At 58.6% G+C, this 20,478-nt stretch carries 16 protein-coding genes, 2 tRNA genes and 1 pseudogene; 12 read left to right on the forward strand and 7 right to left on the reverse strand.

Translation table 11 applies throughout. The annotated features are described in order from the left end of the window. Positions 1–52 precede the first annotated feature (52 nt). Genes murI through hemA form a run of 5 tightly spaced genes read right to left on the reverse strand, consistent with a single transcriptional unit; the run spans position 53 to position 4,785 of the window. Entirely contained in the window at positions 53–844 is a 792-nt protein-coding gene (gene murI / locus ACA070_RS25915; RefSeq protein WP_497448876.1) for a glutamate racemase, read from the reverse strand. Then, complete coding sequence (locus ACA070_RS25920; RefSeq protein WP_497448877.1) at positions 837–1,592, reverse strand: molybdopterin-synthase adenylyltransferase MoeB; 756 nt, start codon at positions 1,590–1,592, stop codon at positions 837–839. The genes murI and ACA070_RS25920 overlap by 8 nt, the downstream gene beginning before the upstream one ends. Beyond that, positions 1,586–2,416 carry a peptide chain release factor N(5)-glutamine methyltransferase gene (gene prmC / locus ACA070_RS25925; protein WP_497448878.1) on the reverse strand — a complete coding sequence of 277 codons (831 nt, stop codon included), beginning with the start codon at positions 2,414–2,416 and terminating at the stop codon, positions 1,586–1,588. Before prmC ends, ACA070_RS25920 begins: the two co-directional genes overlap by 7 nt. Then, positions 2,417–3,499 carry a peptide chain release factor 1 gene (gene prfA, locus ACA070_RS25930; RefSeq protein ID WP_462028675.1) on the reverse strand — a complete coding sequence of 361 codons (1,083 nt, stop codon included), beginning with the start codon at positions 3,497–3,499 and terminating at the stop codon, positions 2,417–2,419. It abuts the gene before it with no gap. Further along, a complete protein-coding gene (hemA, locus tag ACA070_RS25935; RefSeq protein ID WP_497448879.1) occupies positions 3,496–4,785 on the reverse strand; it encodes a glutamyl-tRNA reductase in 1,290 nt (429 codons plus the stop codon). Before hemA ends, prfA begins: the two co-directional genes overlap by 4 nt. A gap of 182 nt (positions 4,786–4,967) precedes the next feature. Here hemA and ACA070_RS25940 point away from each other — a divergent pair, with 182 nt between their 5' ends. From ACA070_RS25940 to ychF, 8 genes are all read left to right on the forward strand, one after another. Next, positions 4,968–6,692: a tetratricopeptide repeat protein gene (locus ACA070_RS25940; RefSeq protein WP_497448880.1), complete on the forward strand. Its 1,725-nt coding sequence runs from the start codon at positions 4,968–4,970 to the stop codon at positions 6,690–6,692. A gap of 4 nt (positions 6,693–6,696) precedes the next feature. Continuing rightward, positions 6,697–7,314, forward strand: coding sequence for a lipoprotein insertase outer membrane protein LolB (lolB, locus tag ACA070_RS25945; RefSeq protein WP_131059495.1), 618 nt, complete (start codon positions 6,697–6,699; stop codon positions 7,312–7,314). A gap of 2 nt (positions 7,315–7,316) precedes the next feature. Continuing rightward, positions 7,317–8,168, forward strand: coding sequence for a 4-(cytidine 5'-diphospho)-2-C-methyl-D-erythritol kinase (gene ispE / locus ACA070_RS25950; RefSeq protein ID WP_497448881.1), 852 nt, complete (start codon positions 7,317–7,319; stop codon positions 8,166–8,168). Between the two features lie 36 nt (positions 8,169–8,204). Continuing rightward, positions 8,205–8,279 (forward strand) — tRNA-Gln (locus tag ACA070_RS25955). 45 nt (positions 8,280–8,324) lie between these two features. Next, positions 8,325–9,266: a ribose-phosphate pyrophosphokinase gene (locus ACA070_RS25960; protein WP_003208392.1), complete on the forward strand. Its 942-nt coding sequence runs from the start codon at positions 8,325–8,327 to the stop codon at positions 9,264–9,266. A gap of 141 nt (positions 9,267–9,407) precedes the next feature. Then, complete coding sequence (locus tag ACA070_RS25965) at positions 9,408–10,010, forward strand: 50S ribosomal protein L25/general stress protein Ctc (protein ID WP_046053454.1); 603 nt, start codon at positions 9,408–9,410, stop codon at positions 10,008–10,010. Between the two features lie 168 nt (positions 10,011–10,178). Beyond that, complete coding sequence (gene pth / locus ACA070_RS25970; protein ID WP_008153430.1) at positions 10,179–10,763, forward strand: aminoacyl-tRNA hydrolase; 585 nt, start codon at positions 10,179–10,181, stop codon at positions 10,761–10,763. A 22-nt stretch (positions 10,764–10,785) separates the two neighbouring features. Beyond that, positions 10,786–11,886: a redox-regulated ATPase YchF gene (gene ychF, locus ACA070_RS25975; protein WP_134419017.1), complete on the forward strand. Its 1,101-nt coding sequence runs from the start codon at positions 10,786–10,788 to the stop codon at positions 11,884–11,886. A gap of 201 nt (positions 11,887–12,087) precedes the next feature. Here ychF and ACA070_RS25980 read toward each other — a convergent pair whose 3' ends face one another. Beyond that, positions 12,088–13,305, reverse strand: coding sequence for an MFS transporter (locus ACA070_RS25980; protein ID WP_497448882.1), 1,218 nt, complete (start codon positions 13,303–13,305; stop codon positions 12,088–12,090). Positions 13,306–13,637: 332 nt separating this feature from the next. Here ACA070_RS25980 and ACA070_RS25985 point away from each other — a divergent pair, with 332 nt between their 5' ends. Both ACA070_RS25985 and ACA070_RS25990 read left to right on the forward strand, forming a co-directional pair. Beyond that, entirely contained in the window at positions 13,638–15,695 is a 2,058-nt protein-coding gene (locus ACA070_RS25985) for a methyl-accepting chemotaxis protein (protein ID WP_497448883.1), read from the forward strand. 115 nt (positions 15,696–15,810) lie between these two features. Next, positions 15,811–15,887, forward strand: a tRNA-Met gene (locus ACA070_RS25990). A 71-nt stretch (positions 15,888–15,958) separates the two neighbouring features. Here ACA070_RS25990 and ACA070_RS25995 read toward each other — a convergent pair. Next, the gene (locus tag ACA070_RS25995) at positions 15,959–17,068 is read right to left on the reverse strand and encodes a DUF2817 domain-containing protein (RefSeq protein ID WP_497448884.1); all 1,110 of its coding nucleotides are present in this window, start codon (positions 17,066–17,068) and stop codon (positions 15,959–15,961) included. Positions 17,069–17,231: 163 nt separating this feature from the next. Between ACA070_RS25995 and ggt the strand changes: the two genes are divergently transcribed. Both ggt and ACA070_RS26005 read left to right on the forward strand, forming a co-directional pair. After that, complete coding sequence (gene ggt / locus ACA070_RS26000) at positions 17,232–19,064, forward strand: gamma-glutamyltransferase (protein WP_497448885.1); 1,833 nt, start codon at positions 17,232–17,234, stop codon at positions 19,062–19,064. A gap of 254 nt (positions 19,065–19,318) precedes the next feature. Further along, positions 19,319–20,474: pseudogene (locus tag ACA070_RS26005) on the forward strand (Fic family protein). The last annotated feature ends 4 nt before the right edge of the window (positions 20,475–20,478 follow it).

A 20,478-nucleotide genomic window follows, 5' to 3' on the forward strand; every position in this document is an offset into this window, starting at 1 on the left:
CGACGCTTAATCAGAAGTTCACCCCAATTACTCGTTTGCCCCAGGATCTTGTTTACCCTTTGAAGCTTTGCACAATGCCAGCGGTATTCCACAGGATCGGCAAGATATTTCTGAAATGCTCCGGATCGGCACTCGTCCAGAACTGCGCAGCACGTGCAGGTCCCTCGGCGAGCAGTTCACGCTCGGCCAACAGGCGCTGAAGTTGCCGCGCTACAGCGGCGCCGGTGTCGATCAAGCTGATGTCATCCGGGATCATCTGCTTTAGCAATGGCTTTAGGAAGGGATAATGCGTGCAGCCGAGAATTATCGTGTCGCACCCGGCGCCGAGCAGCGGTCCGACATACCCGGCCAGCAACTGACGCAATGCCTCGCTGTGCAGATCGCCGTTTTCAATCAGCTCCACCAGGCCGGGGCACGGTTGAGTGATGACGCGCACATCGGTGGCGAATCGGTCGAGCAAGGCTGCAAACTTTGCGCTCTGCAACGTGCCTGTGGTGGCGAGTACGCCGACCACGCCACTGCGGGTCGCGGCAGCGGCGGGTTTGACCGCGGGTTCCATGCCGACGATGGGCCACTCGGGATAATCGCGGCGCAAATCCGCAACACCGGATACGGTCGCCGTGTTGCACGCCAGCACCAAGGCTTTGGCGCCCTGCTGCTGAAAAAATTCGGCCATCACGCTGCAACGTTGCTGGATGAATTCCGGGGTTTTCTCACCGTAGGGAACATTGCCGCAGTCGGCGACGTACAGCAGAGACTCGTTGGGCAGCAAACGCTGGATCTCGGCCAGCACCGAGAGCCCACCGACGCCGGAGTCGAACACGCCGATAGGCGCTTCACGCATGTTTCGAACCACAGACGCTGCAACCCGGATCACGCTTGACCCGCAATTCACGAAAGCGCGAGCCCAAGGCATCGATCAACAACAGGCGCCCTACCAGCGGCTCGCCGAAACCCACCAGCAGTTTCATCGCTTCGAGCGCCTGAAGGCTGCCCACCAGCCCAACCAATGGACCGACGACGCCGGCTTCACTGCAGGTCAACTCGGCTTCGCTGCCGTGACCATATAAACAGTGGTAACACGGGCTTTCCGGACGGCGCGGGTCGAACACCGACAATTGCCCTTCGAGGCGAATCGCCGCGCCGCTGACCAGCGGTTTGCCGGCGGCAACACACGCAGCGTTGACCGCTTCGCGGGTGGAAAAATTGTCGGAGCAGTCCAGCACCAGGTCCACCGCCGCCACGGCGGCGGCCAGGGAGTCTTCGTCCAGCGCGGTGCGATGGGCGATCAATCGGATCTCGGGATTGATCGCGCTCAGACGGCGAATCGCCGAATCGACTTTGCTCAGGCCAACGCTGTCGGTGTCGTGAACGATCTGGCGTTGCAGGTTGGTCAGGTCGACGGTGTCGAAGTCCGCCAGGTGCAGCTCGCCGACACCGGCAGCCGCCAGATAAAGCGCAACCGGTGAGCCGAGACCGCCGAGGCCGACGATCAATACGCGGCTTTCTTTCAGCCGCAACTGGCCGTCGATGTCGACGTGTTGCAACAGAATCTGTCGGCTATAGCGCAACAATTCCTGATCATTCAGCACGGCAGGCGCCCCAGGCTGATACGTTCGTGACCGCCCAGATCGGTGCGGCTGTGGACGGCTTCAAAGCCGTGGGTCAACAGCAAATCGCGCACTGCATTGGCTTGATCGTAACCGTGTTCGAGCATCAGCCAGCCGCCCGCTTCCAGATAATCCGGCGCCTGGGCGACGATCAGGCGCAGATCGTCTAGCCCGTCAACGCCAGCCACCAAGGCGCTGGCCGGCTCGAAGCGCACATCACCTTCCACCAGATGCGGATCGGCGGAGGCGATGTAAGGCGGGTTGCTGATGATCAGTTGAAAACGCTGGCCTTCCAGGACGCTGAACCAATGGCTGCTCAGTACCGTGGCGTTGTTCAAGTGCAGGCGTTGACGATTGCGCTCGGCCAGCGCCACGGCTTCGAGCACGCGATCCACGGCGGTAACCTTCCAGGCCGGACGTTCGCTGGCCAAAGCCAGGGCAATGGCGCCGCTGCCGGTGCCGAGGTCGAGCACGTTGGCCGGTGTGGCCGGCAATAATTCCAGCGCGGCTTCCACCAGCAATTCGGTGTCCGGGCGTGGGATCAGCGTGTGTGGCGCGACTTCCAGATCAAGCTTCCAGAACCCTTGCTGACCCAGAATGTACGCCACCGGCTCACCGCCGCGACGACGTTGCAGGTATTGGGAGAATTTCAGCGCCGCTTCGCTCGGCACAATGCGTTCCGGCCAGGTGTGCAGAAAACTGCGGGACTTGCCCAAGGCAGCGGCCAGCAATAATTCGGCATCCAGACGCGCCGTGGGCGAGTCGGGCAAATCGGCGGCGCGCAACAAACTGGCAATGATCGTCATTTACTCACCTATCGCTGCCAATTGATCGGCCTGGAACTCGGCCAGTAACGGTTCGATCACCGCTTCGACGCCGCCCGCGAGGATTTCGTCGAGGGAATACAGCGTCAGGTTGACCCGGTGATCGGTCACCCGGCCCTGGGCAAAGTTGTAGGTGCGGATGCGCTCGGAGCGATCACCTGAACCGACCAGCAACTTACGCTCGCTGGCGATGGCATTGGCGGCGGCGCTGGTTTGCTGATCGTTGAGTTTGGCCGACAGCCAGGACATGGCCCGGGCGCGGTTCTTGTGCTGGGAACGTTCTTCCTGACACTCCACGACAATGCCGGACGGCAAGTGCGTGATGCGGATCGCCGAATCGGTCTTGTTGACGTGCTGTCCACCGGCACCGGAGGAGCGATACGTGTCGACCCGAAGATCCGCCGGGTTGATCTCGATCGTTTCCTGTTCGTCCGGCTCAGGCAACACTGCCACGGTGCAGGCCGAGGTATGGATGCGACCCTGGGATTCGGTGGCCGGAACTCGTTGCACGCGATGCGCGCCTGATTCGAATTTCAGTTTGCCGTAGACGTTCTCGCCTTCAACCCGGGCGATGACTTCTTTATAGCCGCCGTGCTCGCCGATGTTCTCGGAGAGGATTTCCACCCGCCAGCCACGCCGCTCGGCGTAACGCGAATACATGCGGAACAGGTCGCCAGAGAAAATCGCCGCCTCGTCACCGCCGGTGCCGGCACGGATTTCGAGAAACACGTTGCGCCCGTCATTCGGGTCCTTGGGCAACAGCATGCGTTGCAGGCTGGCTTCGATGTCGATCAGTTGCTCTTTGGCTTCGCGAACTTCTTCCACGGCCATTTCGCGCATGTCCGGGTCGCTGTCCTTGAGCAGTGCCTGGGCACCTTCGAGGTCACCTTGCACTTTGAGCAACTGTTTATAGGTGGCGACAATCGGTTCGACTTCCGCGTATTCCTTGGAATAGGTGCGGAATTTGGCCTGATCGGAAATGACTTCGCCATCGCCAAGCAAGGCGGTCAATTCCTCGAAACGGTCCTGGAGGATGTCCAGCTTATTGAGCAGTGACGCTTTCATTGCGGTTTTTTATCCGAAAAGCTATCCGATGAGCCCTCATTCAGGGCAAAGAGTTCCTGAGCCATGGCCAGCGCATCGAGGCGGCCTTCGGCAGAAAGCTTTTTCAACTGCACGCTCGGTGCGTGCAAGAGTTTGTTGGTCAGGCCGCGCGCCAGTTGCACCAGCACCTCTTCGGCGCTGCTGCCGTTGGCCAGCATACGCTGGGCCTTTTGCAATTCTTCGTCGCGCATGCGCTCGCTTTGCTGGCGATAGGCCTTGAGCACATCCACCGCCGCCAGTTCGCGCAGGCGGACCATGAAATCTTCGGCGCCGACCGAGACCATCTCTTCGGCGGCCTGGGCTGCACCCTGGCGACTCTTGAGGTTCTCGGCGACCACTTCGTGGAGATCGTCGACGCTATACAGGTAAACGTCGTCCAACTCGCCGACTTCAGGTTCGATATCGCGTGGTACGGCGATGTCCACCATGAAGATCGGTTTGTGCTTGCGCAGTTTCAAGGCGCTTTCCACGGCGCCTTTGCCAAGGATCGGCAATTGGCTGGCGGTGGAGCTGATAACGATGTCGCTGCGCACCAGCTCCGCAGGGATGTCCGAGAGCAACACGGCGTGGGCGCCAAACTGCTCAGCCAGGATGCTCGCGCGTTCCAGGGTACGGTTGGCGACCACGATGCGCTTCACACCCAGCTCATGCAGATGGCGGGCGACCAGGGTGATGGTCTCGCCTGCGCCGATCAGCAAGGCCTGGCTGCGTTGCAAGTCACTGAAAATCTGTTTCGCCAGGCTGACCGCGGCAAACGCCACGGACACCGGGTTCTCGCCGATGGCCGTGTCGGTGCGCACTTGCTTGGCGGCATTGAACGTCGCTTGAAACAAACGCCCCAGCAGCGGCCCGATGGTGCCGGCCTCACGCGCAACGGCGTAGGCCGATTTCATCTGACCTAGAATCTGCGGTTCGCCCAACACCAGCGAATCGAGCCCGGAGGCGACCCGCATCATGTGACGAACTGCCGCATCATCTTCGTGCACATAAGCGCTCGCGCGCAGCTCGTCGAGGCTCAAATGATGATAATCGGCCAGCCAGCGCAATACGATGTCAGCCGAAAGGTGATCCTGTTCTATATAGAGCTCACTGCGATTGCAGGTGGAGAGGATCGCAGCTTCGCGGCTGTCGGTGAGTCGGCAGAGCTGCTGCAAGGCCTCCACCAGCTGCTCAGGGGTAAAGGCCACGCGCTCGCGGACGTCTATTGACGCAGTCTTGTGGTTGATACCGAGTGCAAGGAAGGCCATTCAAGGTCGCTGATGGTGACGTGAAGCCGGCAATTGTCCTACTTCGACAGAGCCAGAACAACTACCGCTGACTATTGTCCCAATGACCTGCCTCTATAAAGGCATCCATCGAGACTCGGTTATGTTTGGCCGAAGGCTTGTGTCATGATGATCCGACCGCAGGTTAGTCGTCCTCTTCCTATATGAATAGATCTTCCGCGTTGCTCCTCGCTTTTGTCTTCCTCAGCGGCTGCCAGGTCTTGGCACCCGTTTCGTCGGACGGTACGCCGCCGGTCGAAGACAGCACTCCGGCCCCTGAAAAGCCCAAGGTTTACAGCTCATTCAGTGAAGAAACCGTCTTCAGCCTGTTGAGCGCCGAACTGGCTGGCCAGCGCAATCGTTTCGACATTGCCCTGGACAACTACGTGACCCAGGCCATCAATACTCAGGATCCGGGCATCTCCGAGCGGGCCTTCCGCATCGCCGAGTACCTGGGCGCCGATCAGGCCGCCCTGGACACCGCGTTGATCTGGGCAAAAAACGCCCCGGACGATCTCGAAGCGCAACGGGCGGCTGCCGTGCAGCTGGCGCGCGCAGGGCGTTATGACGACTCCATGGTCTATATGGAGAAAGTCCTGCTCGGCAAAGGCGACACGCATTTCGACTTCCTCGCCCTGTCCGCGGCCGATACCGACCAGGACACCCGCAACGGCTTGATGAAAAGTTTTGACCGTTTATTGCTGCGCCACCCGAACAACAGCCAGTTGATTTTCGGCAAGGCCTTGCTGCTGCAACAGGACGGTGACACCAAAGGCGCGCTGACCCTGCTGGAGGACAATCCACCGGACGACGGCGAAATTGCCCCGATCCTGCTGCGTGCGCGCCTGTTGCAAGGGCTCAATCGTGGCGACGAAGCCTTGCCGCTGCTGCAAAAAAACATCAAGAAGTACCCGGACGACAAACGCCTGCGCCTGACGTATGCGCGCATGCTGGTTGAACAGGACCGCATGGATGACGCCAAGGTCGAGTTCTCAAGCCTGGTTCAGCAATACCCGGAAGACGACGAACTGCGTTACTCCCTGGCGCTTGTGTGCCTGGAAGCCAAGGCCTGGGACGAGGCCAAAGGTTACCTGGAAGATCTGATTGCCCGGGAAAGCCATGTCGATTCGGCGCACCTGAACCTCGGCCGTATCGCGGAAGAGCGCAACGATCCGCAAGGCGCACTGATCGAGTACGCCCAGGTCGGCCCGGGCAATGACTATCTGCCCGCGCAACTGCGCCAGACCGACATCCTGATCAACAATGGCAAGACCGCTGAAGCGCAGCGCCGTCTGGCAACCGAACGCGACGAGCAACCTGATTACGCGATTCAGTTGTACCTGATCGAAGCCGAGACCTTGTCTGCCAACAAGCAGCCCGACAAGGCCTGGCAGGTTCTGCAAACCGCGCTGCAAAAGTACCCGGACGATCTGAACCTGCTTTACACCCGCGCCATGCAGGCGGAAAAACGCAATGACCTGGCGCAGATGGAAAAAGACCTGCGCCTGATCATCAAGCGCGACCCGGACAATGCGATGGCGCTGAATGCCCTCGGCTACACCCTGTCCGACCGTACGACGCGTTATGCCGAAGCCAAGGCCCTGATCGAACAAGCGCACCAGATCAACCCGGAAGACCCGGCGGTCCTCGACAGCCTCGGCTGGGTGCACTTCCGCCTGGGCAACCTCGATGAAGCCGAGCGCTACCTGCGTCAGGCCCTGGAGCGTTTTCCCGACCAGGAAGTTGCCGCTCACCTGGGCGAGGTCCTGTGGGCCAATGGCAAGCAACGCGAAGCCAAGCAAATCTGGGGCAAGTTCCTCAAGGAACAACCCGACAGCCCAATTCTGCGCAGCACCATCAAGCGCCTGACCGGATCAGAGACTCTTTAAGATTATGTTTTTGCGCCACCTCATTGTTTTCAGCTTCATCGCCCTGCTCGCCGGTTGCGCGGGTTTCGGCGCCCGCGAATCGGTCCAGGGTCAAGGCAACCCGGCCCAATGGCGCGAGTACAAACAACAGCTGACCGGCCTCGATGGCTGGCAGATCAACGGCAAGATCGGCATCCGCGCGCCAAAAGATTCGGGCAGCGGCACGCTGTATTGGTTGCAGCGACAGGACTACTACGACATCCGGCTGTCTGGCCCATTGGGTCGCGGCGCTGCTCGCTTGACCGGTCGCCCCGGCAAAGTCTCACTGGAAGTGGCCAATCAGGGCCGTTATGACGCCACGACTCCCGAAGCGCTGGTCGAAGAACAGCTCGGCTGGAAGCTACCGGTGTCCAATCTGGCCTGGTGGGTTCGCGGACTACCAGCGCCGGACAGCAAAAGTCGCCTGACCCTGGATGCCGACAGCCGCCTGGCCAACCTCGAACAGGATGGCTGGCAAGTGGAATACCTCAGTTACGCCGAGCAAAACGGCTACTGGCTGCCCGAGCGGATCAAACTGCACGGCACCGACCTTGATGTCACGCTGGTGATCAAGGAATGGCAACCACGCAAACTGGGGCAGTGAACATGACTGCTCCACGCTTGACGCTACCCTCCCCGGCCAAACTCAATTTGATGCTGCACATCCTCGGTCGTCGTGAAGACGGTTATCACGAGTTGCAGACGATTTTTCAGTTTCTCGACTATGGCGATGAAATCACCTTCGCCGTGCGCGACGACGGCGTGATTCGGTTGCACACCGAATTCGTCGGCGTTCCTCACGACAGCAACCTGATCGTCAAAGCCGCGAAAAAACTTCAGGAGCAATCCGGTTGTTCGCTCGGCATCGACATCTGGATCGAAAAAATTCTGCCCATGGGCGGTGGAATCGGCGGCGGCAGTTCAAATGCCGCGACGACTTTGCTCGGCCTGAATCATCTCTGGCAGCTGGATTGGGATGAGGATCGACTGGCCGCGCTGGGCCTGACACTGGGGGCCGACGTCCCGGTTTTCGTGCGTGGCCACGCGGCTTTTGCCGAAGGCGTAGGGGAGAAACTCACCCCTGTAGACCCCGAAGAACCGTGGTATGTCGTGCTGGTGCCGCAAGTCTCTGTAAGTACAGCAGAAATTTTTTCAGATCCGTTGTTGACACGTAACTCTTCTCCCATTAAAGTGCGCCCCGTTCCCAAGGGAAACAGTCGAAATGACTGCTTACCGGTGGTAGCAAGGCGTTATCCAGATGTACGTAACGCATTGAATTTGTTAGGTAATTTTACCGAAGCAAAACTCACCGGAACTGGAAGTTGTGTGTTTGGGGGCTTCCCAAGCAAAGCTGAAGCTGATAAAGTCTCGGCCCTTCTTACAGAGACCCTTACAGGGTTTGTAGCAAAAGGAAGCAACGTTTCGATGTTGCATCGCAAGCTGCAAAGTCTGCTCTAAAGGAACCGATTACTGGGTAATCGTTGCAACAGATACAGGGGCGTCGCCAAGCGGTAAGGCAGCAGGTTTTGATCCTGCCATGCGTTGGTTCGAATCCAGCCGCCCCTGCCATTTTCTATACTCATCCAGGTTACCCTCAGCCTCTAGGTACTGCGCGTGTCCAAGATGATGGTCTTTACGGGGAACGCTAACCCCGATCTGGCTCGGCGTGTTGTACGTCAGCTGCATATCCCTCTCGGTGACATCTCTGTCGGTAAGTTCTCCGACGGCGAAATTACTGCCGAGATCAATGAAAACGTCCGCGGTAAAGATGTCTTCATTATTCAGCCGACTTGCGCTCCGACCAACGATAACCTGATGGAACTGGTAGTGATGGCTGATGCCTTCCGCCGCTCCTCGGCTACTCGTATCACTGCTGTTATTCCTTACTTTGGTTATGCCCGTCAGGATCGCCGTCCGCGTTCCGCACGTGTGGCTATCAGCGCGAAAGTCGTTGCTGACATGCTTACCGTAGTCGGCATCGATCGTGTTCTCACGGTCGATCTGCATGCTGACCAAATCCAGGGTTTCTTCGATATTCCGGTAGATAACATCTACGGCTCCCCGGTTCTGGTGGATGACATTGAAGATCAGCGCTTCGAAAACCTGATGATCGTGTCCCCGGACATTGGCGGCGTCGTGCGTGCACGTGCTGTTGCCAAATCCCTGGGCGTGGATCTCGGGATCATCGACAAACGCCGTGAGAAAGCCAATCACTCTGAAGTGATGCATATCATCGGTGATGTCGAAGGGCGTACCTGTATTCTGGTCGATGACATGGTCGATACCGCCGGCACTCTGTGCCACGCGGCGAAGGCCCTGAAAGAGCATGGCGCTGCCAAGGTTTTCGCCTACTGCACACACCCTGTGCTGTCCGGTCGGGCGATCGAAAACATTGAAAATTCCATGCTGGACGAACTGGTGGTGACTAACACCATCCCGTTGTCCGCTGCTGCTCAAGCCTGCTCGCGTATCCGTCAACTGGATATCGCGCCGGTAGTTGCCGAGGCGGTCCGCCGCATCAGCAACGAAGAATCGATCAGCGCGATGTTCCGTTAAGGGCCCTGCCCTTCTCGACTGTCTCGTTGACGAAAAGCGCCCCGCCCCGGCATTACTGTCGGGGCGGGGCTTTTTTGCCCATATCGCCTTTAGCGCTGGTCGCAACCGCTGGGGCGAATGTGGTTATTTTGGAGATACAACATGAACGATTTTACTCTGAATGCTGAAGTGCGTTCCGACCTGGGGAAAGGTGCGAGCCGCCGCCTGCGTCGTCTCGCAAGCCTGGTACCAGCTGTAGTTTACGGTGGCGAAAAAGCCCCTGAATCCATCAGCATGCTGGCTAAAGAAGTTGCCAAACTGCTCGAAAACGAAGCGGCTTACAGCCACATCATCGAGCTGAACGTTGGCGGCACCAAGCAAAACGTAATCATCAAAGCCCTGCAGCGTCACCCGGCCAAAGGCCACGTGTTGCACGCTGACTTCGTACGCGTTGTAGCTGGCCAGAAACTGACCGCTACCGTGCCTGTACACTTTGTTGGTGAAGAAGCTCCGATCAAGAAAGGCGGCGAAGTTTCGCACGTTGTTTCGGAAATCGAAGTGACCTGCTTGCCAAAAGACCTGCCTGAATTCATCGAAGTCGACCTGGCTAACGCTGAAATCGGCTCGATCATTCACCTGTCTGACCTCAAAGCCCCTAAAGGCGTTGAGTTTGTTGCTCTGGCACACGGCGATGACAAGGCTGTTGCCAATGTCCACGCTCCACGTGTTGCTCCAGAAGCTACTGAAGAAGGCGCAGCAGAGTAATTTCACTCTGTTCGCCGGAGTGACCGGTAACATCGCGGACTAGAACGTAGCGAGAAAGCGGGCGAGAACGCGGAGTTTACATAATGGTAAATGAGCACTTATCGTCCACTTTCGCCGCACACATGATTGCGACGATGTTATCCACCACTCCAAGGAAGGGCCCCTATCGTGACTGCCATTAAACTGATCGTTGGCCTGGGAAATCCAGGCGCTGAATACGAACAGACCCGGCATAACGCAGGGGCCCTTTTTGTTGAGCGCATCGCGAACGCACAAGGCGTAAACCTTGTGGCGGACCGCAAATATTTCGGCCTGACCGGGCGCTATTCGCATCAGGGTCAGGATGTTCGTCTGCTGATTCCCACCACGTACATGAACCGCAGCGGCCAGGCCGTCGCGGCACTCGCCGGTTTCTTCCGCATTACGCCTGAAGAAATCCTCGTGGCGCATGACGAACTGGACCTGCCACCGGGCGTTGCCAAACTCAAACAGGGCGGCGGCCACGGCGGTCACAACGGGTTGCGCGACATCATTGCGCAACTGGGCAATCAGAATACCTTTCATCGCTTGCGGCTTGGCATTGGCCACCCGGGCGTTGCCAGTATGGTTTCAAATTTCGTCCTGGGTCGTGCGCCACGCGCCGAACAGGAAAAACTCGATGCCAGCATCGACTTTGCCCTCGGCGTGCTGCCGGATATCCTCGCCGGTGAATGGAACCGCGCGATGAAAAACCTGCACAGCCAGAAGGCCTGACTCTAATCCGAGGGGAAACACCATGGGATTCAATTGCGGCATCGTCGGTCTGCCTAACGTCGGCAAGTCCACCCTGTTCAACGCCCTGACCAAATCCGGGATCGCGGCCGAGAACTTCCCCTTCTGCACCATCGAGCCGAACACCGGCATCGTGCCGATGCCGGATTCGCGTCTGGAAGCCCTGGCAGCCATCGTCAATCCAAAGCGCATCCTGCCGACCACCATGGAATTCGTCGACATCGCAGGCCTGGTAGCCGGCGCCTCGAAAGGTGAAGGCCTGGGCAACAAATTCCTCGCCAACATCCGCGAGACCGATGCCATCGCTCACGTGGTCCGCTGCTTCGAAGACGAGAACGTGATTCACGTCTCCAACAGCGTCGACCCGAAACGCGACATCGAGATCATCGACCTGGAACTGATCTTCGCCGACCTCGACAGCTGCGAGAAGCAACTGCAGAAAGTTGCCCGCAACGCCAAGGGTGGTGACAAGGACGCCGTGGTCCAGAAAGGCCTGCTGGAGCAATTGATCGCTCACTTCACTCTCGGCAAGCCAGCGCGCACCCTGATGAAGACCATGGGCGCCGACGATAAGGCGGTGATTCGTGGTTTCCACCTGCTGACCACCAAGCCGGTCATGTACATCGCTAACGTCGCTGAAGACGGTTTTGAGAACAACCCGCTGCTGGACATCGTCAAGGCCATCGCCGAAGAAGAAGGCGCCATGGTGGTTCCGGTCTGCAACAAGATCGAAGCCGAAATCGCCGAACTGGATGACGGTGAAGAGAAAGACATGTTCCTCGAGGCCCTGGGCCTTGAAGAGCCAGGTCTGAACCGCGTGATTCGCGCTGGCTACGAAATGCTGCACCTGCAGACCTACTTCACCGCCGGTGTCGAAGAAGTCCGCGCCTGGACCGTCCGCGTCGGTGCTACCGCACCACAAGCCGCCGGCGTGATCCACACCGACTTCGAAAAGGGCTTCATCCGCGCCGAAGTCATCGCTTATGACGACTTTATCCAGTACAAGGGCGAAGCCGGCACCAAAGAAGCCGGTAAATGGCGCCTGGAAGGCAAGGACTATATCGTCAAAGACGGCGACGTGATGCACTTCCGTTTCAACGTCTAAGTTTTTAGAACGAAGCAGCCGCCCAAGAAAAAGCCGCGTTTGATACGCGGCTTTTTTGTGCCTGACAGGCTTATCCGCCATGCCATCAATCCACTGTGGGAGTGAGCCTGCTCGCGATAGCGTTTTGTCAGTCAACATAGTCGTAGAATGTTCGACCGCAATCGCGAGCAGGCTCACTCCCACAAAGGGAATTGTGTTGGTTCAGACCTTTCTGGTTCTTGGCAGGAAGATCGCCAACACGCCAAACAACGGCAAGAACGAGCACAGGAAGTACACGTATTCGATGCCGTGAACATCCGCCAGATGCCCCAGCAACGCCGCGCCAATCCCGCCGAAACCGAACATCAACCCAAAGAATACCCCGGCAATCATCCCGACATTTCCTGGCACCAGTTCCTGCGCATAAACCACGATCGCCGAGAACGCCGAAGCCAGAATAAAGCCGATCACCACACTGAGAATGCTGGTCCAGAACAGATCAACGTGAGGCAGGATCAAAGTGAACGGTGCAACACCAAGGATCGAAAACCAAATCACCGCCTTACGCCCGATCTTGTCGCCAATCGGACCACCGAAGAACGTCCCCGCCGCCACTGCGCCCAGGAACAGGAACAGATGCAGCTGCGAACTGGCCACCGACAGGTCGAACTTCTCGATCAGGTAGAAGGTGAAGTAGCTGGTGAAGCTCGCCATGTAGAAATACTTGGAGAACACCAGCAGACCGAGCACCACCAGCGCACTGATGACCCGGCGTTTTGAAAGGCCGTGCGTCGCTGCCTGACCTTGTTTGAGCTTGAACAGGTTCAAGTGGTTGGCGTACCAGCGGCTGATCCGATAGAGCACAAACAGCGCAAACACAGCGAACAAGCCAAACCAGGCCACGTGACCCTGACCGAATGGAATGATGATCGCCGCCGCCAGCAATGGACCAAACGCTGAACCGGCATTACCGCCGACCTGAAAGGTCGATTGCGCCAGGCCGAATCGCCCACCCGAGGCCAACCGCGCCACACGAGAGGCTTCCGGGTGAAAGGTCGACGAGCCGATGCCGATCAACCCTGCCGCCAACAGAATCATCGGGAAGCTGCCGACCACCGACATCATCAAAATGCCGATCAGCGTACAGACCGTCCCTGCCGGTAGCAGCCAGGGTTTGGGATGGCGATCGGTGTGATAACCGACCCATGGCTGCAACAATGACGCGGTCAGCTGAAAGGTCAGGGTTATCAATCCAACCTGGGTGAAGGTCAGGCCATAGTTGGCCTTGAGCATCGGATAAATCGACGGCAGTACCGACTGAATCAGGTCGTTGATCAAATGCGCCAGCGCCACCGCGCCGATGATGCGCATGACCAGAGGACTGCTTTGTGGAGTCGCGGGTGCCGACGTCGCGCCGGTCTGAGCGTTCGTAATAGCCATGAGAGTTTCCGTACAACAGATGGGTGCACACGGGCAGGTGCGTCAATGTGCCATTTTTCAGTGCGACAGCGCCATCCCCTTAGCCTGCTAACGACCTCGACATTCATCGCCAAGAAGGTGATAGCGCAACGCCATGGTCTGAATCTTGCCTTGTTAATCCGCTTCAACGCGGCCCCTTACAAAGGGGACCGAGAATGGGAAGTTTCGCCACAGAGTCGGCCTACAGAGCTGACAAGGGTGAACTTTCGAGGCCTTTTAAAGGGGCACAAGTCGCGGTCGCAACGACCCCGACGCACGCCAATGGTGCGTGGTGTCCAGAGGAGTCATGGGGCATGCAGGCTTTTTTATCACCGGGGATCGGATTGCTGGGGCGTTTTGGCTTCGCACGCAAATTTCAGTTGTTGTTTCTGCTGTTTATCCTGCCGCTGGCAGGCAGCCTGTTGATGATCGGTCAGGACTATCGCGCCAAACTGAACCTGATCTCCGGCGAACGGGCCGGCGTTCGTCAACTGCTCGCCCTGGATGCGCTCGACAACTTGCTCGCCGCCCAACGTGACCGCGCTGCCCGCTGGCGCGCAACGGAAACCAATCGCCAGCCAACACCGGCGACCCTTGCCGCGATGGCCGCGTTCGATGCGGTTCAACCTGCCGTCGCCCAAGCCACCACGGACCTCGGTAATGCGCTTAAAACCGAAGGCGCCGAGGGCGAAACCCTGTCCCGTTATCAGGCCCTGCAAACCGCGCTCAACGGCCTGGACTCGAAAAGCCTGAACAGCGTCGGTTGGTGGCCGGATGGCTACGATCGTTTCACCAATGCCTTGAGTGCACTGCAAGCCTTGCGCGAGCAGATCGCCATGGACAATCGCCTGACGCTCGCGCCGTGGCTGGAAACCTATCTGCTGACGCAAATCTCGACGCAACATGCGCCGGACCTGATTGAGCGGGTTGGCCGCCTGGCCAGTGTCGGTCAGGCATCTGTGGTGTCCGGACAGTTCACCCTGCAAAGCCGCCTGCAATTGCGTGACTTGCGCAGCCGTATCGGCGATGCCCGGGAGCAGTTGGTGAAAACCGCCAGCCTTCTGGAAGCACGCCTTCCCAGCGCCTTGCAAAGCTGGGCCGGGCAATACCAGGACAGCCTCAAGCATCTGGATGCCGAACTGAAAGTCCTCGATGACGGTGTTTTTGGCGGCAGCATCAAGCTCAAGCCGGAAGAGTTCGAACGCAGCCTCGACAGCCTGCTCACCGACCTTGCCTCGCTGCGCCAACAGTCATTGGTTTCGCTGGATCAGCGCCTGGATTACTACCACGGCTCGGCGATCCGCCAGTTCATTCTGGTGGCAACGATCTTTGGCTGCCTGCTGCTGGCCGCGCTGTACCTGTTCATCTGCTTGCAGGCCTCGATCCGTCGCAGCGCCAGCGGCATCACCTTGCTGGCCGAGGCGTTGCGCGACGGCAATCTCAGCCTGCAAGTGCCTGTGCAGGGCCGCGATGAACTGGCGGCCATCAGCACCGCGCTGAATGTCGCCGTGGTGCAACTGCGCAACAGTTTGCTGGGGGTCGATCACGAAACCTTGCAGGTGAGCAATGCGGTGCGCACCCTCAACCATCACTCCAGCGGCGCCCTCGGTGAAGTTGAAGCGCAGCAATTGCAGATCAGCCAGATCGCCGCAGCGGCCACGCAATTGGCGGCGACCTCTCAAGGGGTCGCTCAGAGTTGTGAACAAGCGTCCGGCAGCGCTCAACACACCCAACGGATTGCGGCCGACAGCAGTCGCGACAGTCAGCGCACCACGGCAAGCATTCAGCAGCTCAACCAACGTTTGAATGACACGGCAGCGGCACTCGGGCGGGTCAGCGAACAAGGCCAGCAGATTCAATTGGTGGTCGACACCATTCGCGGCGTGGCCGAGCAGACCAACCTGTTGGCACTCAACGCGGCGATCGAGGCGGCTCGCGCTGGTGAGCAGGGTCGTGGCTTTGCAGTCGTGGCAGATGAAGTGCGCAGCCTCTCGCAACGCACTCAGTCCTCCACGGCGCAGATCGCCGGCACAGTCGACAGCCTGCGCAGCACGGTGAATGAGGCAGTCAGCCTGATGGAAGCGGCCTGTAGCCAGGCACAAAGTGATGCCCAGTCGGTGACCGGTTTAGGTGAACGCCTCGGGGAAATTGCCCACGCGGTGCAAGGCGTTACCGACACCCTGGCGCAAATCGCCACGGCAGTAGAGGAACAGGCCAGTACTGCCGATGAAGTCAGCGGCAACATCCAGCAAGTCGATCAGGCCGCGGTAAGATTGCTCGAAGGCGCGCGGGCGGTGAACCTGGCAGCGGACACCTTGAGCCAGGGCAGCAAGGCCCTGAGTGCCAATACCGGGAGATTTCAGCTCAGTTGACGCCCTCCCCCGGTCCGATTTTCGGCTCAGGTGGATAAGCGGTTGAAAGCGTAGAGAAATATTTTAGATTTACGCTTGACGCATCTGCATTACCGGTGAATAATGCGCGCCACTTGGCTACATAGCTCAGTTGGTTAGAGCATAGCATTCATAATGCTGGGGTCCGGGGTTCAAGTCCCTGTGTAGCCACCAAGTACTAAAAACGGCTTACCGAAAGGTAGGCCGTTTTTTTATGCCTCGAGAAAAGTGCCTGGAACAGCACGTCAGGAACGAACCGTCGGCAAGGCCGACAACGCTCGCTCCCAAATCTGCCAGGTCCGCAGCCAAACCATCGCCTGCCAGTCGCTGTCGGCGGGATAGAATTGCTCCAGCAGATTCAGTTTGATCTCACGCCCCACCGCATCACTCGGATTGCCGTGCAGGTGCAGCCAGTGGTCATCGCGCAAATGACGATGAACGTCCGCCCCCGGATACGTCCCGCACTCGATCACAAATGGCATCAGTTTTACCTGCGGCAGCGCATTGATCAGTGCCTGCGAGGTATAGCCAGTCGCGGTGGCTGCAACACCGGTTTCACTCAAGGTATCGGCACCGGTCAGCAACGTGTAGAGCCACGGACCGTAGATGGCCTGCGCATCAGGCAGCGCGGGATAAGCGGCCTCGGTGATGGTCAGCAACATCGGATGACCGTACTCGCCCGCACCGGTGTGCAAGTCGAAACACATCGCGACCTCGGCGTGGGCAATATGCTTTTGCATGATTTCGTGCAGCGTGCGGTTCGACCAGCTCGGCGCCAGCCCGCCGTAAAACAGGCCATCGGGATGACTGTGCTGGCCGCCCTCGACAATCGACATCACCGCCGGCCAGCCATGTTCGCGAATCTGCCCGTCGAGCAAGGCGTCGGCGCGGTCACGCTCAGGGCCTCGCAACTCCGTGAAGGCATAGATTTCATGCAGCGCGGCGTAAGCCTGATTGTCCGGCAGCGGGCGCGTAAAGTTCAGGTGATTGCGGTTCAGGTCGATGTTGTCTTCGTTGACCCGGCGCAGCCACGCGGTGCCCCAGGGATTGATCAGGTGGATCATCACCACCGCGACATCGGCCGGCAGTGAACGCTTGCCCAACTCCTGCATCCACTTGATCTGACAACCGGAACCGTAGAAGCCTTCCACCCCGTGCGTGCCGCTCAACGCGATCAGAAGTCGCTCGGCATCCGGATCGCCCAACACCGCCACATCGGTGCTCAGGGACTCGCCGAATGGCCCCTTGAGTGGGTGCGGATACTCGGTCAGCGTCGCTCCGGCCGCGGTCGCTGCCGCGAGGAATTGCTCACGTTGTGTGCGGTAACTCGGCTGAGTGGGAAACTCGGTCTGCATGGCTGCCTCTTGTTGATCTTCTGGCTCGTCTGTTCCCTCGACCCTACAGAAAATCCGTTGACTGATGAAGGACAAAAGCGTCTTTGCTGTAGTCCGTGGTTTGCACCTCGCCCTGTCGGCCGATAAAGTCCCCTGATCTTTTCCCACGGACGGAGTGCCCCACGTGCTTTCAGCCTTCCACTTGAGCCGCTATCGCCTGTCAGCCTTGTCGCTGATCGCCACCGCGCTGACCCTCGCTGCCTGCAACGCCCCGCCGACTTCAAAGTTGCCGGTCGCGCCGGAAGTCGCCTCGGGTTATCGCACCGACCTGCAAACCCGGCACGCCTCGAAACACATGGCGGCGGCGGCCAACCCTCTGGCAGCCGAAGCCGGCCGGGAAATGCTGCGTCTGGGTGGTTCGGCGATTGATGCCGCGATTGCCATGCAAGCGGTGTTGACGCTGGTGGAACCACAATCCTCGGGCATTGGTGGCGGCGCGTTGATTGTGTTGTGGGATGGCAAGAATGTGCGTACTTACGACGGTCGCGAAACCGCACCGGCCGGCGCTACAGAGAAGCTTTTCCTACAGGCCGACGGCAAACCGATGGCCTTCACCCAGGCGCAGATTGGGGGTCGCTCGGTGGGAACACCGGGCGTGTTGCGAGCGCTTGAGCTGGCTCATCAGAAACACGGTCGACTGCCGTGGGCGCAGCTGTTCGAACCAGCCATCAAACTCGCGGAGCAAGGCTTCGCCATCTCGCCGCGTCTGCATCAGCTGATCGCTTCAGACTCGTCCATGCGCCGCTCGCCGGACATGGTGGCGTATTTCCTGAATGCGGATGGCAGCCCGAAAGCGGCCGGTACTCAGCTGAAAAACCCGGCGCTAGCCGCGGTGTACAAACGCATCGCCAAAGAAGGGCCGGATGCGCTGTACAAAGGGCCGGTTGCGCAAGAAATCGTCGCCAAGGTACAGGGCCACACCAACCCCGGCAGCCTGTCGCTGAACGATCTCCAAGGCTACAAGGCCAAGGAGCGCGCGCCGTTGTGCACCGACTATAAACGCTGGCAGGTCTGCGGCATGCCGCCGCCGTCGTCGGGCGGAGTCGCCGTGGCGCAGATCCTCGGCACACTCCAGGCGCTGGAGGCTCGCGATCCGCGCTTTGCCTTGGCTTCAATGAAACCGCTCAAGACTGACACACCCGCCGGCACCGAGCCGACGCCTGAAGCCGTACACCTGATTTCCGAAGCCGAACGCCTGGCCTACGCCGACCGCGCGCTCTATCTGGCCGACGCCGACTTTGTGCCCGTCCCTGTCAAAGGCCTGGTGGACCCGACGTATCTGGCCAGCCGCGCAGCCCTGATCGGCGATCGCAGCATGGGCACGGCCAAACCCGGGACCCCGCCGGGCATTCAGGTCGCCTACGCGCCGGATCGCTCGCCGCTGCGCATCTCTACCTCGCAAGTGGTGGCGGTCGATGACGAAGGTGGCGCAGTGTCCATGACCACCACCGTCGAATCCGCGTTCGGTTCGCACGTGATGGTGCAGGGCTTCCTGCTCAACAATCAGATGACCGACTTCTCGTTCATCCCCGAAGAAAACGGGCAGAAAGTCGCCAACCGTGTCGAACCCGGCAAACGCCCACGCTCGTCCATGGCCCCGACGCTGATTTTCGATCGCCAGAGCGGCGAATTCCTCGCCACCCTCGGTTCGCCCGGCGGTTCGCAAATCATCGAATACGTCGCCAAATCCACCATCGGCCTGCTCGACTGGAACCTCGATCCGCAAGCAGCCATCAGCCTGCCCAACTTCGGCAGCCGCAACGGCCCGACGGAGCTGGAAGAAGGCCAGTTCAGTGCTGGGTTGATTCAGGCGTTGAAAGACAAAGGGCACAGCGTGAACGAGATCGACATGACCAGCGGCACCCAGGCGATTGTTCGGGTAAAGGATGCACAGGGGAAAGCGTCGTTGGCGGGTGGGGCCGATCCTCGGCGTGAGGGAGCGGCGTTGGGGGATTGAGTCCTACTGAGGGTGGAAAAGGCTTACCGGGAGGTAGGCCTTTTTTATGATTTTTTACTGACTACTGAAGAGTATGAGGCTTTCCATCATTGTACCTGGGATGCGTTTTTCACTTATCTGCTTACAGTTTTCGACTTAACACAGAGATCTATTACAGATAATTTTTACACCGAACTGAAAAATACCCCTATAAATAGGGCCTATTGAGGGCCTCATTAGAGATAACCATCCGAGCACCTAGAGAAAATTTCCATATGCCTGAATTTTCCCACCATGATCTTCAACTGCTGAATCCAACATTCGACTCCCCATTGGTAGACGTATTGAGCGAGTTGGAGCACCTACGAAGATTGCGGCTAGAAGGGGGATACGCCCGCACCGGTGTTTTTCCAACTGAAGGCGATTTTTCACACACTGGAAAGCCTGGGATCGGCACGGATCGAGGGTAACCACACAACCTTGGCCGACTACCTGGACAATAAAATTGAGGGTAAGGCAGCTGATAGCGATCAGTTACGTGAAGTGGCCAACATCGAAAAAGCCATGAACTACATCGAAGAAATCATGCGTCCAGGCGAGCCTTTGACGGAGCGGATTATTCGAGAAATCCATGCGATGACGGTCCAGGAACTGGAGCGCGAAGGCGATAGAACTCCAGGTGCCTACCGTCAAACTCCTGTACGTATTGCACAATCTGAACACCTACCACCCGAAGCCATTCAGGTCCCAGGCTACATGGAAGAACTCGTAGCCTTTGTGAATCACGATGACTTGCCAAAGTACGATCTTATGAAAGTTGCCCTGGCTCATCATAGATTCGGATGGATTCACCCTTTCGGAAATGGTAATGGGCGTGTGGTGCGTCTACTCACCTACGCACTCCTGATGAAATATGGATTTAACGTAAACACAGGCGGGAGAGTGCTGAACCCGACAGCCGTTTTCTGTAACGACCGTGAGCGCTATTACGCGATGCTTGGTGTAGCAGATACCGGGGCGAAAGCAGGTCTCGAAACATGGTGCGTCTATGTGTTGGAAGGCGTTAAGGATGAGATTGCCAAGGTGGACCGACTCACTGACTATGCCTACCTCAAACACTCAATTCTTTCGCCTGCAGTCGAATTCGCTCGTCAGCGCGAGTGGATTACTAAAACAGAAGAGGCTGTTCTGGATACAGCAATCACTGAAGGCGTTGTTAAATCTTCCGATCTGGCAAAGACGCTACCGAATCTGTCAGCTAGCCAACGCACTTATCTGATCAAAAAACTGGTTAGCCAAGGAATGCTCCTTCCAATCAACGAAGGAGCAAGGCAATACACCATCGGGTTCTCGAACAATTACTTGATCCGAGGTGTAATCAAGGGACTTAGGGAGCAAGGTTTCATCCCTGCCCCACTAGAAATCCCTTGAAGAC

The sequence above is a fragment of the Pseudomonas sp. LBUM1678 genome (assembly GCF_059695575.1).